Origin of the sequence: Pararcticibacter amylolyticus, from assembly GCF_003130405.1 — a bacterium.
Taxonomy (GTDB): domain Bacteria; phylum Bacteroidota; class Bacteroidia; order Sphingobacteriales; family Sphingobacteriaceae; genus Arcticibacter; species Arcticibacter amylolyticus.
In genome coordinates, this window is sequence record NZ_QEAS01000008.1 from 198,247 (window position 1) to 217,043 (window position 18,797).

Consider the following 18,797-nt stretch of genomic DNA (forward strand, 5'->3'; position numbering starts at 1 on the left):
CCGTCTGTTTATTCTTCGGCCTTTGTTTCATCTATCAATGAGCTTAAGCCGCTAAGGGATAGACTGATCAATAGCCTGAACGCATTCTCAGATATTCCTTTGTAATGCATGTTGGAAATACCAAAGTCGGCGAATCCAACGCATATCAGGGGCAGCATTTCCGCGGGAATACCCACCTCTATGGTTCCGGAATCGGTCTGAAAAGAGATCATTTTCTTTTCCTCGGGGAAGAATACTTTTTCGCTGCCTCCTGTATATACTCCAAGAAAGCTGAGTAAGCTATTTTGAGAAATTACAGGTGTATTATTCTCTAAAAGATAATAATCTAAGACCTCTCCCGGATAGATCTCAAGAATTTTATGCTGTATTGCAACAATGTATTTATTTGATAACGGCATGTCTTCGCTTTTAATTATTCCCCAACCTTAAACTAGCTTTCGAATACTCATCATGTATCCCAGGTGCAAACCTTCATGGAAATTATTACATTCGAATGCATCTTCTATACATGATAGGTGAAAGCCAATTCCCGTTACCCTCTCATTATAATTGCTAAAGACTTTCGCGTAATAATCGTTTTCTGTTTTTTCTATCAGAGAAAACAAAAGTGCTTTTAGTTCACTGACCTCCTCTTCTGCAACAGGTTCAGTGGGTTTGGTTCCCGATTGATATTTCTGAAATAAAGCATCGGAAACATAGCCAGGCAAATTGGAGCCTCTGTATATCAGTTTTTGTTGCGTGATGATGGCGTGCCCCATATTCCAAATGAGATTGTTGCTAAAACCAGAGGGGATTTTATTTAGCTGTTCTAACGAAAAGTCGTTAAAAAAATTCAGATATAGTTTTCGCCCGGCTCTCCATGCTTTAAACAGGGCTTTCATTTCTGATGAATTCATTTTTGTCGCTCTCTGTAATAAATTTGTCCGGTCATGGCTCTCCCTGGTAGATCACTAGCTGCCAGGGAGGTTCGGTCCAGACTGTGTTGCCATTCTCCCATATATTGACTGTAATGCGCTGAAGGAGCAATTTGTTTTAATGAAGTCAGCTTATATTAAGCAAACTTTCAATCGTGTTTAACACACTTTGCGAACCGGAATTCTATCTAAGAATCCCCGCTAACGTCCTGGCCAGCTCCTCACCGTGTAAATTGCGGGCAATAACCTTTCCGGACGGGTCTACTAAAATATTCTGAGGAATAGACCTGATATCGAACCTTTTAGCAATTACATTATCCCAGTATTTCAGATCTGAGACCTGCGTCCAATACAACTGATCAGTTTGAATAGCTTTTATCCAGCTTGCCTTATCCTTATCTAAGGATACTCCCAATATCGTAAAGCCTTTATCTTTAAACGTGTTAAAAGTTTTTACCAGGTTAGGGTTTTCTTTCCGGCAGGGTACACACCAGCTTGCCCAAAAATCGATTAACAGATATTTCCCCCTGAACGACGACAAGCTAATTAACTTACCTGAAGTATCGGCCTGCGAAAAGTCGGGCATAGGGCGTCCTATAGATGTGGCTTTAGCCATTGCAATTTTTTCCGCAAAACGTTTACCTGCTTTAGAGCTGCGGACCTGTGGTGTGAGGCTCAGGAAGAGAGGTTCAACAGTCTCTGGATCCAGGTGATACCCCGCCACCTGGCTAAGCGCATATAAGGAGACCAGTGATGCCGGATGTTTCTCAATAAATTTTTTGTAGGTATCATCTTTTAAATCCTGTTCCAACTTGTCCATTTTGCTGATAACCGTTTTCAGGCTTGCGGTATCTTCTGCAGCTCTGTAACGCCACACCTCTTTATTTAAAGCACTGAATTTAGCTGAATAGACGATCAATGCCTGGCGGATCGGCAGAAAATCCTTATCCGATTCAGAGCCGCTTACAACAACGTTTTTCAGGGAGTCTGTTGACGACACCCGTATATTTCCGGGCTCAAGGTAGAAACTTAATATGTTCAACCTCCTGATGGCCGTATCCGAAGGCTGAAAGCTCAGCCTGGCAAAAACCGGCTCCTCCAGCGCTCCGCTAAGGCTAAAGCGGCCATTGACTACTTCAGCGCTGTCGGTTTTATTGGTGTTGTCTTTTTCATAGTATAAATAGACTTTGCCAAATGAATTTGGTGCTATCGAACCGGAAAGTTTAAACCCGTCAGTTCCTTGTTGCTGACCCAATGCCGTTAATGTCAGCGTCGTGAGCATGCCCACGATCGCTAAAAGATTTTTTCTGATCACTCTCTGTTTCATGATTTCTGTTTAGTGAATTCAGCAGGCGCTTCCAGCAGCAAATCAACCATCATTTTCAGGTGGCCTTCATTTTCCGCGTGGATAAGAAAATCGCTGAAAATAATACGCCCGTTCTGGTCGATCAGAAAGTTCGCCGGAGCAGCACCTTTATTGTCCAGGTTGCCTTTATCCCTTCCTTTCACTTCTTCCAGGGGCGTAAAACTGAAACCGCTTGAGTTATGGAACGGGATTACATAATCATTTTGTTCCGCTACGATATTGATCCCCACATAAGCTAAAGGCTTGCTTTTATATTGTTTTACCACATTCTCAAAAAATGGCATTTCAGCCCGGCATGGTCCGCAGCCAGGAAACCAGTAAGTCAGCAGCAACACCTTACCCTTGTAGTCAGCTAAGGAGGCAGAGCCTTCGCCGATATACTTTTTTAAAGTAAAAGGTGTCGCCGCTTTGGCTTGTGCATTGAGCCTGGTGTAAATGTCTGCTTTAACCGCAGCCTGGTCTTTACCTGATTTTAAACCGTAGGCATATAAATCGCGGGACAACGCTGGAGAAGGCTCTTTGACAAACACCTTCATTAGCATTGCGTAAGCAGCCTGGTGATCCCCGGTTTTGTCAGTCGCTTCCGCCATTAACCGCAACAGACTTTCGTTGCCGTATGCGGAATACTGTGATAATTTTACTTTGTTTAAAACAGTCAGTGCTTCGGCGGGCTGACTCTGGTCCATTAACTTCCTTCCCCGGATAAAATATTCTGCCTGCGTCAATAAATCACCCCATCCGTCGCTGTTTTTACTCTTCATCTCTATAGCCAGTTCCCTTGCTTTTTCAGGATTTTCAGCAAGTAATACATCGAAATAAGATGTCATGTAAGGCTCAGCCCTTTCCATGGGAAAATTGTCATGAAGCATCTGGTAACACTTTGTCCTTATTTCTGCGTTTCCGGAGCAGGAGGCAAGATAGCCAAGCGCGCGATCAGCGTATTCAGACTCAGGAAAGTCCCGGGCAATTTTAAAACTGAGATCGGTAAATTTTTCCTGATCCAGACCCATAAAAGAAGTAGCATACCGGTACTGATATAATGGGTTGGTTGGATCTGCGGCTATCGCTTTCCTTATGTATTCACATCCCTCTTCGAAATTTCCCCAACGCAGATCATCTATCCAGAGGCCGTACCAGGCCGGTGCAAACTGAGGATTGGTAGCAACCGCCTTTAACAGGTATGGCTTTGCTTTGGGGCTTTCTTTGTCGAGATAAGCTTTAGCCAGGGCATAGGACACCATAGCCGATTGCGGGAATTCTTTCATCAGCTCGTCATACCGGGCAAAGATTTCAGGGTTGTCCGGGCTGACTGCCTCGATATACGCCTGATGCACGCTTAGGCTATCCGGCGCGGCTTCCACCGCTTTTTTCAGTCCTTCCAGTATCTCCGGATCAGTTGTCCTTGCCGCAAGCTTCGCTGCCCTTTTTAAGTACGCAGGAAAGTAATACGAAGAAGGAAACTGAACCGACCAGGCCTTTATCTGAGCCGCCAGTTCCTTTTCCTGTCCGGGTCTCACCTCCAGGAAGGCATCGTAATAAGCTTGGATGGAATCCATATCATCAGGATTCGCTTCGACAGCACTTTTAAGTTTTGCAAGTTTAGCTTCACCGGGAATTGCCGGCACATTTTTTTGGAGAACCTGCGCCGATACCTCTATGCCAGGTGTGCTGAACAGTGCCGCTATCAAAGCGGCACTGTATAATTTTGCTATTACTTTCATGTATAGTCCGGTAAGGTGTTAGTAGTTATTCTGCTCGATCTGTCCCTGGCTGGCGGTGATCTCGAAACTGTTGATCGGAACTGCATAACGCAGGCTTTTCACGGGCAGGGTGTACGTCTGAATCGTATTCAAATCAACTGTACCCACGCCCATTTTATAAAAAGTATGCGTAACCGTCACATCGTCCCCGGGAGTCTCATTTACGCTGAAACGTCTGATATCAGTCCAGCGAAAACTAAAAGGCAATTCCCGGCGGCGTTCCTGTAAAATTTGCGTGAGTGCATTCGCAGCACTGCCTGCCGTAAGGGGAACATACGTTTTCAGTCGCTTTGCACGTAACATGTTAACTGCCGCCAAAGCATCGGTCATATTGCCTTTGCGCGCTAATGCCTCAGCCTTATTCAGCAATACCTCAGCAATAGTAGGACCTGAAGGCAGGTAACTTCCGTCACTGAAATAAGTATAGCGATACTGCGCCGGGGTGATTACGCCTGCCCGGCGTCCGCCATTCGGGATCATCAGCAGGAGGAAACGCAAATCGTTGCTATGATCATACATGGAAAGGAGGTTGGTGCTTGGAATATCCCATTGAGAGCCGGTGTAAGTAAAACGGGCATAATAAAACTCATCCCATTTAAAAAATCTGGTGGATGAATAATCATTTAAGGCGGAATAGTTTAATGTAGCTGAGGGGTTACTGTAGGTAGCCGGTCTGCCCGCCGGTATAGTATTAAAATCGACCAGTTTTGCCGTTTGCGAGGTCAGTGCGCTGTTGGCATACTGAACCGATTTGTCATAGTCTCCTGTAAACAGATAATACCGGCTTAAAAACGCATCGATCGCCGGTTTGCTGACACGCCACCTCATATCTGCCTGTACATCGTTGTAATTAACCAGCGACTGAGCCTGAGCAATATCAGATAAGATAAAATCATAGGTTTCTTTAAGCGAGGCCCGCTTTAAAAATTCTGAATAGTCCGTCGTTTTTTTTATGGGTAAGCCCTTTGCATTAAAATTCTCCTCTGCATAGGGCAGGCAATAGTAGTTCACCAAAGTCCAGTAGCTATATGCCCTAATGAAGTAAGCATCAGCTTTTATGCGGTTCCTGCTGACAGCATCGCCTGAAGCATCGTCCGCATTCGCGAGAACAACATTGGCATTAAATATTTTCCTGAACTCATTGTTCCATAACGGGTCTGAAGCAGCTCCAATGATATTATCAATGTCGAGCGTGTAATAATACAGACGTACCAGGGTAAAAGCACTCGGGTAATTCCTGTATAACTCGGGTGTGATCTCTGTATCATCAGTAGAATAAGTCGCTGTTGCGTTATCGCCTTCATAGCCAAAGGCAACCCCGCCATAGGGCTCAAGCCCGGTCACATTATCCAGCAGAGCCTGTAACTGATCTACCGTCTTGATGTCAGCCTGAATTTTGTTGGGTTCATCCAGGTAGTTTTTGCATGACGCCAGGCAAATCAGACCCAGCATCAGTATGAGTATATTTAATCTTTTCATTTTATTGATGTCTAACAGCTATTGATTAAAATCCTATGTTGACGCCGAATGTACAGGTGGCAAGCGGGCGGTCCGTTCCGGGTAACCAATCCGGGTTATACCCTTTTTCATTAGCTGTCCATACCAGCCCTAAATCCCTTAGTTGGGCGAACAATTTCACATTGCGTAACCTGGTTTTACCCATGACCGATGGCGGTAGCGTATAGTTCAGCATAACCTCTTTACACTCAATATAGGATGAGCTTTCAACTAAGCCACTTAAATAAGGGACGTAGCGGTCCCATAGATATAAATTAGTTTCGTTAGCTTTTGGAAACGGAGGGATATCGGTGCGGCCGGCATAGACGTCTGAAATATACCGGTTGGCAATCGTTTTCCTGGAGCCCACGTACGCAAAATTGTAATTGTAGGTATCATTGCGGTAGACGCCGCCGAATTTGCCAATGAATAATACCGATAAACTCAGGTTACGGTACCCGAATGTACTGTACCAGCCGGCTGTATGCGGCGGGATTGCTGATCCTTCGTAGTTAAGGAACTGCGCCCCCAAACCGCGGGTGAGTGCGTCACTGTTAAACGTACCTGGCTGGCCATTGGGACCTGCAACCTGGGGCACACCATCAATTGTACCCGCATAGGTGAAAGAATAAACAGGATTTATCGGTCGTCCCTGCACAACTGCGTTAGGAATATCAAGCATTTGCGCAGCCGTCAGCGAAGGATAATATAAATTATTGACTACGTTTTTGTTGTAAGCATAATTTAACGATGTGCTATAGGTAACGGGAATACCGGGTAATTTTAACTGTGTGCCCAGTTCCACTTCTATACCCCGGTTTGTGATACCGGCATTATTGAATTTCTGACTGGTAGTGCCGGTCGCAGCGGCCAGTGCAATTGTACCGGTAATATCTGTGCCTTTTTTGTTGTACAAGTCTATTTTACCGTTCAGTTTTCCTTTGAATAATACATAATCTATCCCCACGTTCGTAGTCGTTGTTTTTTCCCATCGCAGGGTGGGGTTACCATTGTCAGATATTACTGCTGTAATGGTGCCCGTTGTAATACTTGGGGATGTTGAAACCGTCAGTAACGTGTTGGTTGACGTTGTCTTTTCGACATTCCCGTTACGGCCATGGGTGACACGCAGGCTCAACCGGTCCAGCCAGTTGATGTTTTCAGCAAAACGCTCTCCTTTGATGTTCCACAAACCACCGACAGACCATAGAGGCTCCCATCGAAGGGACGATATTTTGGTGATATAATTAGAAGCATCGGTCCGGATACTGCCGGAAATAGTATACTTACGGTCATACGTATAAGCAGCATTGCCGTAATATGATATATAACGGTCTAATCCATATCCAGGCACTGTAGCGCCGCCGGGCAGTTCTGTTTCCCAGCCGTCGAGGCCGATGATCTGCTCTGCGGAGCTTCCATAACCATACGGGGGCACTGTAGTTTGTAATTTGTCGGGATAATAACCATATAACCACGGATTATCCCTTGTATCCGTACGATACTGCGAAATTTCCATACCGGCAATGGCATTAATGCTGTGTTTGGCGCCGAAATCTCTTACAAAATTTAACTGGTTACGAAATACATAGCTGGCTGCATTCGCGGTGCTGTTCTGGCCTATGCCGCCTTTAGGCAGAAATTGCCTTCCTACGGTTCTGGTGTCCGGAAAGTATTCAAGATTCTGGTCCACCATGTTTCTTACGTAAAACGTATCGTCGCTGTAATATTTGTCAATCTCAGTTTTGCCGCGCTCGTACTGCAATCTGGTATCGAAGTTTAGACCTGGAATGATCCGGACGTTGAAGCCCGTCTGAATCCTGGCGTTGTAATCCTGGGTTTTGAAATCGCGGCCCCGAACCTCCCGCAATAAGTTATAACTTAAGTCAGCATACGGAAAATCGTTTAAAGGTAAACCAGATAAAACTTCCCTGTTAAAGGTATTTAAATTCACGGAGTAAGTCCCGTCCGGGTTCAATAACGTTTCGTAAGGAGAAAGACTTCTCAGTTCGGCAGGTGTTGCACCGCTGCTGGTTTGTTTATTATATTGAAGATACAGGCCGAAATTGAAGGTCAGAAACTTCGTAAAACTGTATTCGTTACTGAAATTCAACCCATAACGATTGTAGCCGCTACCCTGGTAACGCGTTTTGTTATCTTCAATTAACAGCGAAGCAAACGACTTTGATTTATCACCTATCATTGAAAAATCTACGTTGTATTGGCTGAGAACCGCCCTGCGCAGTAACAAATCGCCGATTTGTCCCTGGTTATTTATCCTGCTCAAACTGTCTAAACCGGCGTTCATAGCGGCTGTGCTTAGCTTGCCGTTTTTATTCGCATAAAGCAACTCCTGACCAAGCGTTTGCGGTTTGAGCAGATCGTTGTCAAAAGATCCGGTTGTTTCCCTGAACACCCACCTGTTTTGAAAAGCCGTCCTTTCCAGACCGATCTGTTCAGCTGAGGAGGCAATAGGGATTAATTCATTTACGTCCGTACGTTTTGAAATCCGTGTAAACGCATTCGCGTTGACAGTCAGACCTGGTTTGCCGTTCTTTGATTTTTTAGTAACGATAACAATCACTCCGTTTGCAGCACGTGCGCCCCAGATAGAAGCAGCCGCGGCATCCTTTAAAACCGTTACCGATTCAATGTCATTGGGATTGATGGTAGAAAAATCGTTTTTAGCCACCGGGAAGCCGTCAACGACCACCAGCGGGGCTCTGTCGCCATAAATGGAACTGCTTCCCCGGATCAGAAATGACACCGATCCATCGGCGTTTTCCTTAGCCTGCATACCCGCTACCATACCTTGTAATGCTGTGGATGGGTTTGATACTGGCCGGTTAGACAATACATTCTGCCCCAACTGATCATAGGCGCCGGTAGCCCGCTCTTTCAAGATACTCTGATAACCCGAGCTGACTGTTATTTCTTTTAATGCCTGGTTAGCCGGCATCAGCGCGATAGTTCCCAGATCTGCTTTAACGGCGAGGCGTCTCTCCCGGTATCCTAAAAAAGTAATAATGACCGAATCCTGCTCTGCCGCATTTGGAAGATAGAAGTCGCCGTTCGTATTGCTGACCGTGCCCAGTCCGCCGGTCTTTAAACGGATACTTGCGCCCGGCAGGGCATCCCCATTCTCGTCAACCAATCTGCCTCTCACATTAACCCGCAGAAAAAAGCTCCGTATTTTATCCAAAACAGACGTTTTCCCGGGAACCACAAGTATGGTTTGCTTCTCTATTGAGTAGTCAAGCGATTGTGCCGTTAACACCTTATCGAGCACCTCCGTCAGTGGCGTCCCCTTAAAATCGACACTGATCACGCTTTGCGTTTTAATTTTCGCACCCGAAAGCAAAAAATTATATCCCGTCTGTTTTCTGATTTCTTTGAATAGTTGTTCAAGCGAAATGCGGTCTTTCTTTAATGTAACCTGTTGCCCGAACGATGCGGCTCCGACGCGGATCACCATTACGAACACCAGGACAGCAGTTAACTTAATATTCATCAATAATTGTTTTTTGAACGCCGTATCTGTTTGTGACAGAAGTCGGTATAACCTGAACCAAAGGCATTTCAGCCCATATAAAAATTCTGTATAAGTTTTATACATTTGGGTTTCTGTTTAGTAGTAAAAAGATTGTTTCCGCAATTCTCAGGCTATTACAGGAAAAACTTAAACGGGGGTGTTGCAAGCGCCCCTGTTTTGTTTTTTCAGAGTCCTGGTTAAAAAATCGTATGCATTATGTCATAGTCATAGAAATTTTAAAGTGATCACTTCTGTTAATTACTGTTTAGACTGCACCCTGATGGTGTTATCTTTCAACTCAAAATGAATATTACCTGTTTTTTCAAGCAAGTCCAGCACTTCCGATACGTTTTTGAACCGCGATATACTTCCTAAGAACACCTCATTCTTAACCGCTTCATTGCCGTAACTCACCCTGACATTATACCATCGCCCTATCTCATCCATAATGCTTTCAAGCCTCGCATTATTAAACAGGAAAAGCCCGTTCTTCCAGGCAACTGCATCAGCGGGATCGCAGGCGGCAACCCGGATCCCAGCATCCTGTCCTGTGCTTACTGCCGCTTCCTGCCCCGGTACCAGCGTTACGTTCCGTCGATTGGCGCTTACTCGTACGCTGCCTTCAAGCAAGGTTGTTCTTTCGGCCGTTGCACCACGATAGGCGCTGATGTTAAAGTGAGTTCCAAGATCTTCTACCAGGCCATTCGGGGTTTTAACTATAAAAGGAGCTTTCTCCTCATGTTTTACCTCGAAATATGCCTCGCCATATAATAACTCAATTTTGCGTTCACGGCCTGTAAACACCTCAGGAAAACGCAGCGAGGTGCCGGCATTCAGCCATATTTTGCTGCCATCGGCCAGAGTAATACTAAACGTGCCGCCATTAGGTGTCGTAAGTGTATTGTAGGCGACATCTGCGGCTGAGGAATTGCCGCCTGATACATACCTCAAGCCACCTCCGGCGTCCTGCCGTATGGCCAGGTGCCCGCTCTCTGTTAAGAGCCCCTGATTCGTATTGTCAAGCACTATCTTTTTTCCCCCTGCAAGCGTTAAGGTGGCTCTGTTGCCGCCCGGCCTTATGTCGTTTTTATACCGGTCTTGTTTACCCGCCGCTATACGGGAAAGCTCTGCCTGGTTAAGATATAAGAAGACTCCAATGAAAAGAATAAATATAAGCGAAGCCACAGCCGTGATCCGGAACCTGTTGCTCACATGTGCTGTTTTCTTTCGGTATCCTGTTTCTGCACTTACCCGTTCCCATGCAGTCTGCTTATCTGTTTCGCCGAAAGTCCCGTAATCAGCCTTCAACTTTGTCTCTGATGTTAAGCGCTGAAACGTTGTACGATTATCTGCACTGGCTGACAACCAATTATCCAGCTTAAGCTGTTCCTCTGGCGAAAGGTCATTTTTCAAATAACCCGATACGAGCCTTCCCAGGTCAAATAAGTCGTCAAAATGCTCCATATTGCTTCAATACAATAAGGACACCTCAGCTTAAAAAGTGGATAAAGTTTTTGTTAAAAAATTGTAATTCTTTTGCCGGAGCTTATTCGCGGGTAAAAAAAGTGCCGTAGGTTACAAGCAGAATAATGAGTTCAGGATGTAAACTCATCTTCAGAAGCTCCAGCACCCGTTGTTTTTGTTTCTTCACGGTATTTACAGACATTTCTAACTCTTCGGCCACCTCATGGTTCTTTTTGCCTTCCAAAAAACTTAAACGGGTCAGTTTTATCAGGTGGGGGGGAAGGGATTCTATTGCCAGGTTAACTTCCGCAATAATTTCGGCAGAAATGATAGCCTCTAAAATGTATTCTTCCGCAGGTTCCGTGCCGGGATGACTGTTCTGAAACTGGCCAACAACCCTGGTATGCCTCACAACATTCAGGCTGGCATTCTTTACCGAGCGATAGAGAAAATTTTTGATAGCTACAGGATGCGACACTATCTCGTTCCGTTGCTGCCAATAGGCGATAAAGGCATCCTGGGCAATATCTTCCGACTGTTGTTTATCCTTTGTGATTTGCCAGGAAAAAAAGACGAGCCGGTCATAATATTCCTTAAACAACAAATCCAATCGAGGATCAGCAGTCATTTTATGAGAATATAACTTCCGGATTCTGCCCATGCAGATGTAAAGTTAAGTTTTTTTGGGATTTTTTGATAAAAAAAAGGGGAGAAGGGTGGTTGTTTTTGGAAATATTGGGGAATATACTGGTAAAAAAAGAATTCCATCTCCAATTGGAGATTATAACTAGAAAAAGCCGATTGTTGGTGATTGCAGACTCAGAGCATGTATTCTTCAGTACAGGCTCTGACTCTGCAATACCATAATTACAACTTTATCATAAATATTGGGAGGCTACGCGATCCAGCGCTTTACGGATTATATACTCCATTAAACAAAATCACTCTCCAGCCGTCCGGGTCTTCGTATGTTTCGCTTTTGCCTTTCCAATAAGGGTTTTCAGGCTCCACGGGCATTATTCCAGTTCCCTGTATTCGTGCATTGGCTTTTTTATAATCATCCGGACGGTCATAGTAGAAAACCAGCAAATTTTCCTTTGTAGGTTCGGGTAGCGGGGCTCTGTCTATGTGTTGGGTGAATTCCAGGTGATAAGTTTTGTCTGGCATTCCTAACATTACGCCGTCATAACCTAAATGGTCTTCAAATTTTCCCAATATCTCCAGCCCTAAAGCTTCGTTATAAAATTTCACAACTTCGTTAAGGTTGTTAGTAGGTCTGGCCACTCTGAACTGTACAGCTTTCATTTCGTTTTTGTTATCAGACGTTTTTAAAGTAGTTTGATTATTACAGGAAGTAAAAGAAGTTAGCGTAATAGCTGATAGAATAAGACTTAATGATTTTCGTTTCATAAAATTTGCTTTGATATTACGGGGCAAAATTGCGAACGAAAACTACACCAGGCAATTACAGAAACTCGGTTTGTGTTGTCAATTTTCCTGTTTGTTCTGATACTGAACAGGAGATATACCTTTCAATCCCTTGAAAAAGCGGGAAAAAGCAGAAGCAGAGGCGAAGCCTAACCTATCGGAAACACATTTTATAGAAATTGCAGAATACCTTAAAAGTAATTCTGCTTCCAAAATAATCCGGTTCTGAATGAGAGTAAGGGCTGATACTCCTGTCTGATTTTTCACGCATTCGCTGACATATTTTGGCGAAAGACACATTAAGTCGGCATATTCCTTTACCGTCTTGAGCCGATGAAAATTCTTATCTACTAACTTCCTGAACTCATACATTACCTGATACTGTCTGTTAATGGACTTATCTGAGTTCAACAGGCACAGTTCGCATACTCTATTATAATTATAAAGTATCTGCAATACATACAGCCTTGAAACTTCAAGAAAAAAGGGCGACTGATTCTCTATCTCTTCTTTTATTTTTCTGAATTTATACAATGTATCCCTGAAGTTCTTTTTTTTAAGGACGAAAATTGGCGGATAATCCGGATTGATGAACAATAGTTCTTCCATGATCTCGCTTTTTACAAATCCTTTCTTTACGAAATCGGCCTGGAAGAGTAAAAGGCATGCATCAAAGTCCGTAGAAAAATGCCTGATGGAAAAAACTGTATGAGGCGGAATGATAGAAACGGTATAAGGCTGTATGGAAAAACTGTGATGACCGACCACAATATCACAATTCCCCTGCGCACATAAAATAACCAAATGAAAATTTAACTTAACTGCATCAATAGGTTTCAGGCATTCATTTACACTAAAGACAGAACAACTTGTATCTTTAGCATCATTCGGCTGAAGACATAAATGCATCCTGATAAAATCTTCTGCTTCTAAAGATTTTACAATCATATTCTACCCGTTATTTTTCCGATACATATACATTGCTTTTCTCAGGTGACGGGGAGCTGCATTTATTACGCGTCCTATCAGCGAAGATTACATTGTGAACAAACTTTTAAACCAAAAGTATGCGTTTTGCACTGATATGCAATATCGGGAGAAGTTGCAATATATATCTTTGTATAGTTACGAAGCAGTATACAACCGAAATTTGAGAAGGCTATGCAAGCAGTAAGTCAATTTTTCCGGCATCAATTATTATTTTCTGCATAGCCGGCATACAATAAAGGAACAATCTTGATTAATTTTGAACATGAATGTAGTTGGCCATACCATAAATAACACAAGAATAGCAGAGATACAGGAGGAGGCTATTATTATTAGAAGGCCTGAAGAAGCACTTGATCTTCTGGGTGATCTTTATTATCAGGGATTCGACGGAATAATTATCCGGAAGCAGAATATCACAGCAGATTTCTTTGATTTGAAAACCGGCATTGCCGGTGAGATACTTCAAAAGTTTTCAAATTACCGCGTAAAGCTAGCCATTGCAGGAGATTTTTCATCCTACACAGCAAAGAGTATTACCGACTTTATATATGAAAGTAATAAAAACGGTCATGTCAATTTTCTTAGTTCCGTAGAAGAAGCATTGACGAAACTGTCAGGTACCGTGTCATAAACTTTAACTTTGCAAATTCACAATATGACAGCCACCATTACGTGGCTTTTTTTTCATATTACATCTTGGCTCTGATCACAAAAGTGCCCCCAATCAGCGTCTAGCTTCTTTGGGGGCAGTGTATCCCGAAAGGCTTCTTTATCACGCCCAGGTATTTTAACTTAGGAAGACATTTTTTAATCGTCAATCAATTGCCACACGTATCGCCCGCTCAACCGGCGAAAGCCCGGATTCCGAATCGATAATGTTTAATTCGCCCCGGAGTAAGAGCGGTGGCTGGGCCATGAATTTAGGATTAACACCTCTATGAGATTGAGCAGAATGAACCAAAAATGGATGGCAAAGATAAATTGTACCAGCTTTGCCTGTCGCAAATACTTCATCGCGGTTTGGCAAGTCGTTCAACCTGGCTGCAATTTCTAAAAATGACAAGCCTTTATCTCCTTCCGGATAAAGCAGCTTTGCGATATCCATGTGCGACTGTTTGTAGATCACAGTAGGTGCATCTTCGCTGCTTACATCAGAGTATAGAACTAACATGAGCAATGCTCTTCCTTTTGATCTGATATTGGCGCGCCATGTAAAGTAGTTTTCCGGATCATCACCCGGGAAACTCACATCCACATGTTTGCCGGTATCATTAGGCAGTTTGCCGGTTGGAAATCTGACAGGGAATGTGCCGACGCTTTTGCAGGGGATCCAGGTATTTGAGCCTAAAAGCTCGTCGAATATGGTGTATAAAGAAGGCGTATTCACGGACTTTATAAACGGCTCCTGTAAATACATGCCTAAGCGAATGACTGGCTCTGTCCAGCTTCCTGGGTTAGAGCGATCAAAAGGAATATCCTGCCATAAAATATCTAAGGCAGCATTTGCCACTTCTTTAGAAAACGCGTTGTCAATGCGAACAAATCCATCGTAAATGAAATGTTCAATTTGTTCTTTACTTAAAATGGATGACATGTTACTATGTAAATTAAAAGCCATCACCCGGCAAAATAGCACGCGTGAAAACTTAATTATTAGAAAATATTAGAATAGGATATACTTACACAGTTGCATTACCGTGCACTCTCAAAACTGAGCGGGAAGGATATTATAACATTACAGTCATTCTCATAAGTACAAAACTACATAAAAGTTTAAATAACGCGTTCAAATTGAGATAAAACTTCGCTCAGGGGCAAACTGAGACGGATGGTGTGTTACTTGCTCTACTGTATTGGTTACTAAATTTGGTTTTCCATTAGCTTTTCCGGATTATTGATACGCATTTCTGCATAAGCTTGCGGAATAAATTGTGCCGTAACTGTAAGTGCGTCTCCTGGTGATAATTCTTTTTCCAGCCAGACAATTCAAAGCGGCGACCAGCGTTTCAAGGTATAATGTTGATAAAACTTAGGGACTACTTGGAATAGAAGAAAAGGGGTCATCTTGGAGATATTAGACAATTAAAGGGCAGCAGGTAAATTAAAAGGCTAATTCGAAAACAATAGAGTACACATGCTCGTCCAAGCGCTAACTTTATCCGAATGTCGTTCCTTGCTTCAGGTTTGGTCACCCCTCAAGTCGAACATTTAATTAGAGACAGGCTTAAGCCTTTGTGCTACTAAATTAACGGGTCGTACAAAAGAAAGAGTTTTACTTCTGAAAATAGCCAGTATCGTCTTGCCAGTTCCTGCGCCGCTCTCAAGCATGGAGAATATTCGGGCCAAAGATGCTACAATTCCTTTAAACAGTTGGAATAAGTGGCGCCTATAGGAATTTCCTTGTTAGCTACGATCACCTGATTTCGGTCAAACTTTGAAATTTTATCGCGGGCAACAATGTAAGCACGGTGCGTTCTTATAAACTTTTTTGGTGGCAAAAGCATTAACATTTCTCCAATAGTTGCTCTGGTACTAACGCATCTGTCATTTGTAAGGAAAATCCTGGTATAATTACCCGCAGCTTCAATATAGGTTATTTCGTTTATTTGAATTTTGATTTGTTCCAACCCATCCTTTATAAAAATGGAGGTATCCTCTGGTTCAAGAGGCTGTTTGCGCAACCTATAAAGTTCGTAAGCCTTATTGCACGCTTTTAGAAAGCGGGGAAGTGAAAACGGCTTTAAAAGATAATCGATGGCATCCAGTTCAAAACTTTTTACCGCATGCTCCGAGTAAGCAGTTGTAAAAATAACCATCGGCGGATTATTGATAGTGCTGAGAAAATCGATCCCGCTAATGTCGGGCATTTTTACATCCAGGAATATGAGGTCAACCTTATTTTGCTGTAAATAGGTGATAGCTTTAAATGCATTGGTAAAAGTTTCTTTAAGCTCAATAAAAGAAGCTTTAGCCGCATGAGATCGGATAATATCAAGAGCTAGAGGTTCATCATCAACGGCAATCGCAATCATAAGTAATCAGATTTAATTCGTAAGATTCAATCTTAAGTGAACAAAAAATTCCCTGCTGTTTTGATGAATGACCAGGTCATGCTTTTCGGGGTAAAGCAACATCAACCGTTGCTTTACATTTTCAAGGCCAATGCCGCTGCGGTGTTTTTCCGGATCATTCTCATTGCGGAAATGGATACTGTTATGTACATCAAAGTAAAGGGTATTTTGGTCAATTCTTAAGGTAACTTTGATGTGTGATTGATTTTGCAGGCTAATGCCGTGTTTAAAAGCATTTTCAACAAAAGGGATTAATAACATTGGCGCAATGAGCAGGTCGTCTGTATAGTCTTCTATATCAGAATCAATAGTGATCTCGGGAGAATTCTCTATCCGGAGTTTTTGTAGTGAAATGTAGTTTCTGAGGTATTCTATATCCCGGGTAAGCAGGATTTTATCCTGCATATTTTCGTCCAGCATAAAGCGCATCATATCGCCCAGCCTCTGGATGCCTTCCCCTGTACGATCAGCGTCTTCCTGCAAGGCAGTCGCATATAATGTATTGAGGGCATTAAACATAAAATGCGGGTTGATCTGAGATTTTAAAAAAGTAAGGTTAGCATCCGATTTTCCGAGTTCGGTTTTTAATGTTGTTATTTCTTCATTCCTTTTGACGTTCCGCTTATTATAAATATACCTGGCCAGTGGTGTAATTATAAGCAGTTGTGTAAATAAATTTAAAATCGCTAAGATCACAACATCGTTATCGTCACCAATTTTAACCGAAAGAGAACCTATCGGTCTGTTATAAACCTCCGTTCTGAAGCATAAGCCAGTAAGAAATATGATGATCGTGGATAGTATAGCAATCAGGAACATTCGCCACCAATAAAATAGGCCTGACCTTTTTTTGCCCGTAGTAACAGGGCAAAAATTATACACAGCATATAAGTAGACCATAATACCCATCAGTACGTCAAAGAGCGTATAGAATTTAAATAATGAAGGGACGGGCAGATATAAACAACTAATAAGGCTTACAAGTAACCATGATGCGATAAGTAATGAAGCTTCATAATATGGTTCGTTGCCTTTGTTATTGACATTTCGCTTAAAGTAAATAACCAGTACTTTTAGAGCAAGCAATGCTGCAAAATACATGTTAACTACACCTGCCAGATAGCATAAAGCCATAAAGAAGAGTATCATCGGAGTGCTTTTTGCCGATGTTTCATCCGTGTTCTCAAAAGCCGGGCTTAAGTAAAAGCGAAGTGAAAGGTACAGGATAAATACAATAAGATAGCTGAATAGCAAGGGGATGGATTGCTGCCCTATTTGCTGGGTATTGAAATGTTGGTTCCCATATTGATCGATTACATTACCGAAAGATAGAAAAGAAAGCAGATATGCACCTATGATGCAACTCGTCACAATCCAGAATTCTATTTTGGCATAACCATTTAATCTGGTATTCACTTGATTATTCATCGTTTGAATTTAGTTATTTGTTTACTGCAATGCTACAAAGCCGAAGCAATCACAATATACAAATGTGATAAAACTATAAAAAAATGTGACAAACATCACTAAATGGCATAGGTATAACTTGGCTGTCCATCTATTTATAGCTCAAATGCGTATGGGTTTAAGGGTGAGGAAATTATCTACAGATATGCTGGGGACGGGTATCATTGGAAGTATTGAAACAAACTTATACACAGTTTGTTATTGATGCGAAATTGCTTACAAAATATCAGTATTTTACGTTCATATATCGGTCGTAGCACTAAAGAATCTATTATTATATACCCTAAGGTAAGGAAATCAATAAAAACGTAACGAATGAAACAAGTTTTGATACTGGCTCTGTTGACAGTCTGCTTGAAAGCCTCAATAGCACAGGTAACCTTACCACCGTTTTTTGGAGTTTTCGCAAATAATAAGGGGATAATAATAACTTCAATCGATAATAATCCCTATGATATAACATCAATCAAAGTGACTGTAAAAATCCAAGGGATCGGTTCAACCACTCAAAGTGGTATAGTATACAATAAAACCAAAAACCCGACTACTTCAGATACTAAGATAAACGTAACCAGTGGAACTGGAAATTATAGTTTTGTAGCGCAGCCTTCGGGATTACAACCCAACCAGGTGTATTACGTAAAACCTTATGCTATTACCGGATCAGGAGTACTTATTTACGGTTCAGAGTATGCTTTCACGTTTTACAATTATACAGGCGGGATGCAAACATTTACCGTTCCTGCTGATGTCGATACATTAACCATGCAGGCTATTGGAGGGCAGGGAGGATCTATGAACGTCTTAAATAATCCCAACCCCTCACCAGTTGGCGGTTATGGAGCGTCTATGAAAGGAACGTTTGCAGCAAAGGCTGCAGAGATACTAGACATATTGGTTGCAGGGCAGGGAACGACGACCAGCGGTTACTCAGGTAGTACCAATTGCCCCACCCCTGGAGGAGGAGGAGGTTCGTTCTTAACGCGCCGTGGTGTAAACAACCGGCCTATACCTTTGCTGGTAGCTGGAGGTGGTGCCGGAGCCTCCTGGGTGGGAATAGAAAGTAATTGGACTGTGCTGAACGTCTGGCGGTACAATGGAAGCCCTGGTCAGATAGATTCCGTTGGCGCCGACGCCTATAGTGTATCTAACCCACCAGAGAGTTACACCCTAAACACCGGTGGCCGAAACGGTGCCGGGGGAACAGGCCGGACTTCAGGAGGAGGAGGAGGGTTTCGCGGCGATGCCACAGGCGCATCGGGACAGAACGGCAAAGCGTACCCGGGCGACGGCGGCATTGGTGTTTCA

Annotated in this window: 14 protein-coding genes and 1 pseudogene; 2 read left to right on the forward strand and 13 right to left on the reverse strand. The window is 43.0% G+C overall.

Translation table 11 applies throughout. The annotated features are described in order from the left end of the window. Nucleotides 1–8: 8 nt before the first annotated feature. The 10 genes from DDR33_RS11315 to DDR33_RS11360 form a co-directional block, all read right to left on the reverse strand. Entirely contained in the window at nucleotides 9–398 is a 390-nt protein-coding gene (locus tag DDR33_RS11315) for a hypothetical protein (RefSeq protein ID WP_109415896.1), read from the reverse strand. 27 nt (nucleotides 399–425) lie between these two features. Further along, nucleotides 426–896, reverse strand: a complete 471-nt coding sequence (locus DDR33_RS11320) for a DinB family protein (RefSeq protein ID WP_238387767.1) — start codon at nucleotides 894–896, stop codon at nucleotides 426–428. A gap of 202 nt (nucleotides 897–1,098) precedes the next feature. Further along, on the reverse strand, nucleotides 1,099–2,241 hold the full coding sequence (locus tag DDR33_RS11325; RefSeq protein ID WP_109415898.1) for a TlpA disulfide reductase family protein: 1,143 nt from the start codon (nucleotides 2,239–2,241) through the stop codon (nucleotides 1,099–1,101). Continuing rightward, complete coding sequence (locus DDR33_RS11330; protein ID WP_109415899.1) at nucleotides 2,238–4,001, reverse strand: TlpA disulfide reductase family protein; 1,764 nt, start codon at nucleotides 3,999–4,001, stop codon at nucleotides 2,238–2,240. The genes DDR33_RS11325 and DDR33_RS11330 overlap by 4 nt, the downstream gene beginning before the upstream one ends. A gap of 18 nt (nucleotides 4,002–4,019) precedes the next feature. Then, nucleotides 4,020–5,519, reverse strand: coding sequence for a RagB/SusD family nutrient uptake outer membrane protein (locus DDR33_RS11335; RefSeq protein WP_109415900.1), 1,500 nt, complete (start codon nucleotides 5,517–5,519; stop codon nucleotides 4,020–4,022). A gap of 25 nt (nucleotides 5,520–5,544) precedes the next feature. Next, nucleotides 5,545–9,048 carry a SusC/RagA family TonB-linked outer membrane protein gene (locus DDR33_RS11340; RefSeq protein ID WP_158280713.1) on the reverse strand — a complete coding sequence of 1,168 codons (3,504 nt, stop codon included), beginning with the start codon at nucleotides 9,046–9,048 and terminating at the stop codon, nucleotides 5,545–5,547. Between the two features lie 279 nt (nucleotides 9,049–9,327). Next, the gene (locus DDR33_RS11345; RefSeq protein ID WP_109415902.1) at nucleotides 9,328–10,533 is read right to left on the reverse strand and encodes a FecR family protein; all 1,206 of its coding nucleotides are present in this window, start codon (nucleotides 10,531–10,533) and stop codon (nucleotides 9,328–9,330) included. 82 nt (nucleotides 10,534–10,615) lie between these two features. Beyond that, nucleotides 10,616–11,161, reverse strand: a complete 546-nt coding sequence (locus tag DDR33_RS11350; protein WP_158280714.1) for a sigma-70 family RNA polymerase sigma factor — start codon at nucleotides 11,159–11,161, stop codon at nucleotides 10,616–10,618. A gap of 284 nt (nucleotides 11,162–11,445) precedes the next feature. Further along, entirely contained in the window at nucleotides 11,446–11,943 is a 498-nt protein-coding gene (locus DDR33_RS11355) for a VOC family protein (RefSeq protein WP_146198749.1), read from the reverse strand. A gap of 78 nt (nucleotides 11,944–12,021) precedes the next feature. After that, entirely contained in the window at nucleotides 12,022–12,909 is an 888-nt protein-coding gene (locus DDR33_RS11360; RefSeq protein WP_109415904.1) for a helix-turn-helix domain-containing protein, read from the reverse strand. Between the two features lie 304 nt (nucleotides 12,910–13,213). On the opposite strand from DDR33_RS11360, the gene DDR33_RS11365 reads away from it, so the two are divergent. Then, nucleotides 13,214–13,582, forward strand: coding sequence for a DUF4180 domain-containing protein (locus DDR33_RS11365; RefSeq protein WP_109415905.1), 369 nt, complete (start codon nucleotides 13,214–13,216; stop codon nucleotides 13,580–13,582). A 183-nt stretch (nucleotides 13,583–13,765) separates the two neighbouring features. On the opposite strand, the gene DDR33_RS11370 is transcribed toward DDR33_RS11365, so the two are convergent. From DDR33_RS11370 to DDR33_RS11380, 3 genes are all read right to left on the reverse strand, one after another. Beyond that, nucleotides 13,766–14,545 carry a phytanoyl-CoA dioxygenase family protein gene (locus tag DDR33_RS11370; RefSeq protein ID WP_109415906.1) on the reverse strand — a complete coding sequence of 260 codons (780 nt, stop codon included), beginning with the start codon at nucleotides 14,543–14,545 and terminating at the stop codon, nucleotides 13,766–13,768. 757 nt (nucleotides 14,546–15,302) lie between these two features. Continuing rightward, on the reverse strand, nucleotides 15,303–15,983 hold the full coding sequence (locus tag DDR33_RS11375; protein WP_109415907.1) for a LytR/AlgR family response regulator transcription factor: 681 nt from the start codon (nucleotides 15,981–15,983) through the stop codon (nucleotides 15,303–15,305). Nucleotides 15,984–15,995: 12 nt separating this feature from the next. Continuing rightward, nucleotides 15,996–17,450 (reverse strand): sensor histidine kinase, encoded by a 1,455-nt coding sequence (locus DDR33_RS11380; RefSeq protein WP_109415908.1) that lies wholly within the window; start codon nucleotides 17,448–17,450, stop codon nucleotides 15,996–15,998. 354 nt (nucleotides 17,451–17,804) lie between these two features. On the opposite strand from DDR33_RS11380, the pseudogene DDR33_RS11385 reads away from it, so the two are divergent. After that, nucleotides 17,805–18,797: pseudogene (locus tag DDR33_RS11385) on the forward strand (hypothetical protein); the annotation flags it as partial.

Bases quoted from the DNA above. Each gene is read 5' to 3' on its own strand.
- DDR33_RS11315 (WP_109415896.1), bottom strand. From the start codon at position 398: ATGCCGTTATCAAATAAATACATTGTTGCAATACAGCATAAAATTCTT.
- DDR33_RS11320 (WP_238387767.1), bottom strand. From the start codon at position 896: ATGAATTCATCAGAAATGAAAGCCCTGTTTAAAGCATGGAGAGCCGGG.
- DDR33_RS11325 (WP_109415898.1), bottom strand. From the start codon at position 2,241: ATGAAACAGAGAGTGATCAGAAAAAATCTTTTAGCGATCGTGGGCATG.
- DDR33_RS11330 (WP_109415899.1), bottom strand. From the start codon at position 4,001: ATGAAAGTAATAGCAAAATTATACAGTGCCGCTTTGATAGCGGCACTG.
- DDR33_RS11335 (WP_109415900.1), bottom strand. From the start codon at position 5,519: ATGAAAAGATTAAATATACTCATACTGATGCTGGGTCTGATTTGCCTG.
- DDR33_RS11340 (WP_158280713.1), bottom strand. From the start codon at position 9,048: ATGAATATTAAGTTAACTGCTGTCCTGGTGTTCGTAATGGTGATCCGC.
- DDR33_RS11345 (WP_109415902.1), bottom strand. From the start codon at position 10,533: ATGGAGCATTTTGACGACTTATTTGACCTGGGAAGGCTCGTATCGGGT.
- DDR33_RS11350 (WP_158280714.1), bottom strand. From the start codon at position 11,161: ATGACTGCTGATCCTCGATTGGATTTGTTGTTTAAGGAATATTATGAC.
- DDR33_RS11355 (WP_146198749.1), bottom strand. From the start codon at position 11,943: ATGAAACGAAAATCATTAAGTCTTATTCTATCAGCTATTACGCTAACT.
- DDR33_RS11360 (WP_109415904.1), bottom strand. From the start codon at position 12,909: ATGATTGTAAAATCTTTAGAAGCAGAAGATTTTATCAGGATGCATTTA.
- DDR33_RS11365 (WP_109415905.1), top strand. From the start codon at position 13,214: ATGAATGTAGTTGGCCATACCATAAATAACACAAGAATAGCAGAGATA.
- DDR33_RS11370 (WP_109415906.1), bottom strand. From the start codon at position 14,545: ATGTCATCCATTTTAAGTAAAGAACAAATTGAACATTTCATTTACGAT.
- DDR33_RS11375 (WP_109415907.1), bottom strand. From the start codon at position 15,983: ATGATTGCGATTGCCGTTGATGATGAACCTCTAGCTCTTGATATTATC.
- DDR33_RS11380 (WP_109415908.1), bottom strand. From the start codon at position 17,450: ATGAATAATCAAGTGAATACCAGATTAAATGGTTATGCCAAAATAGAA.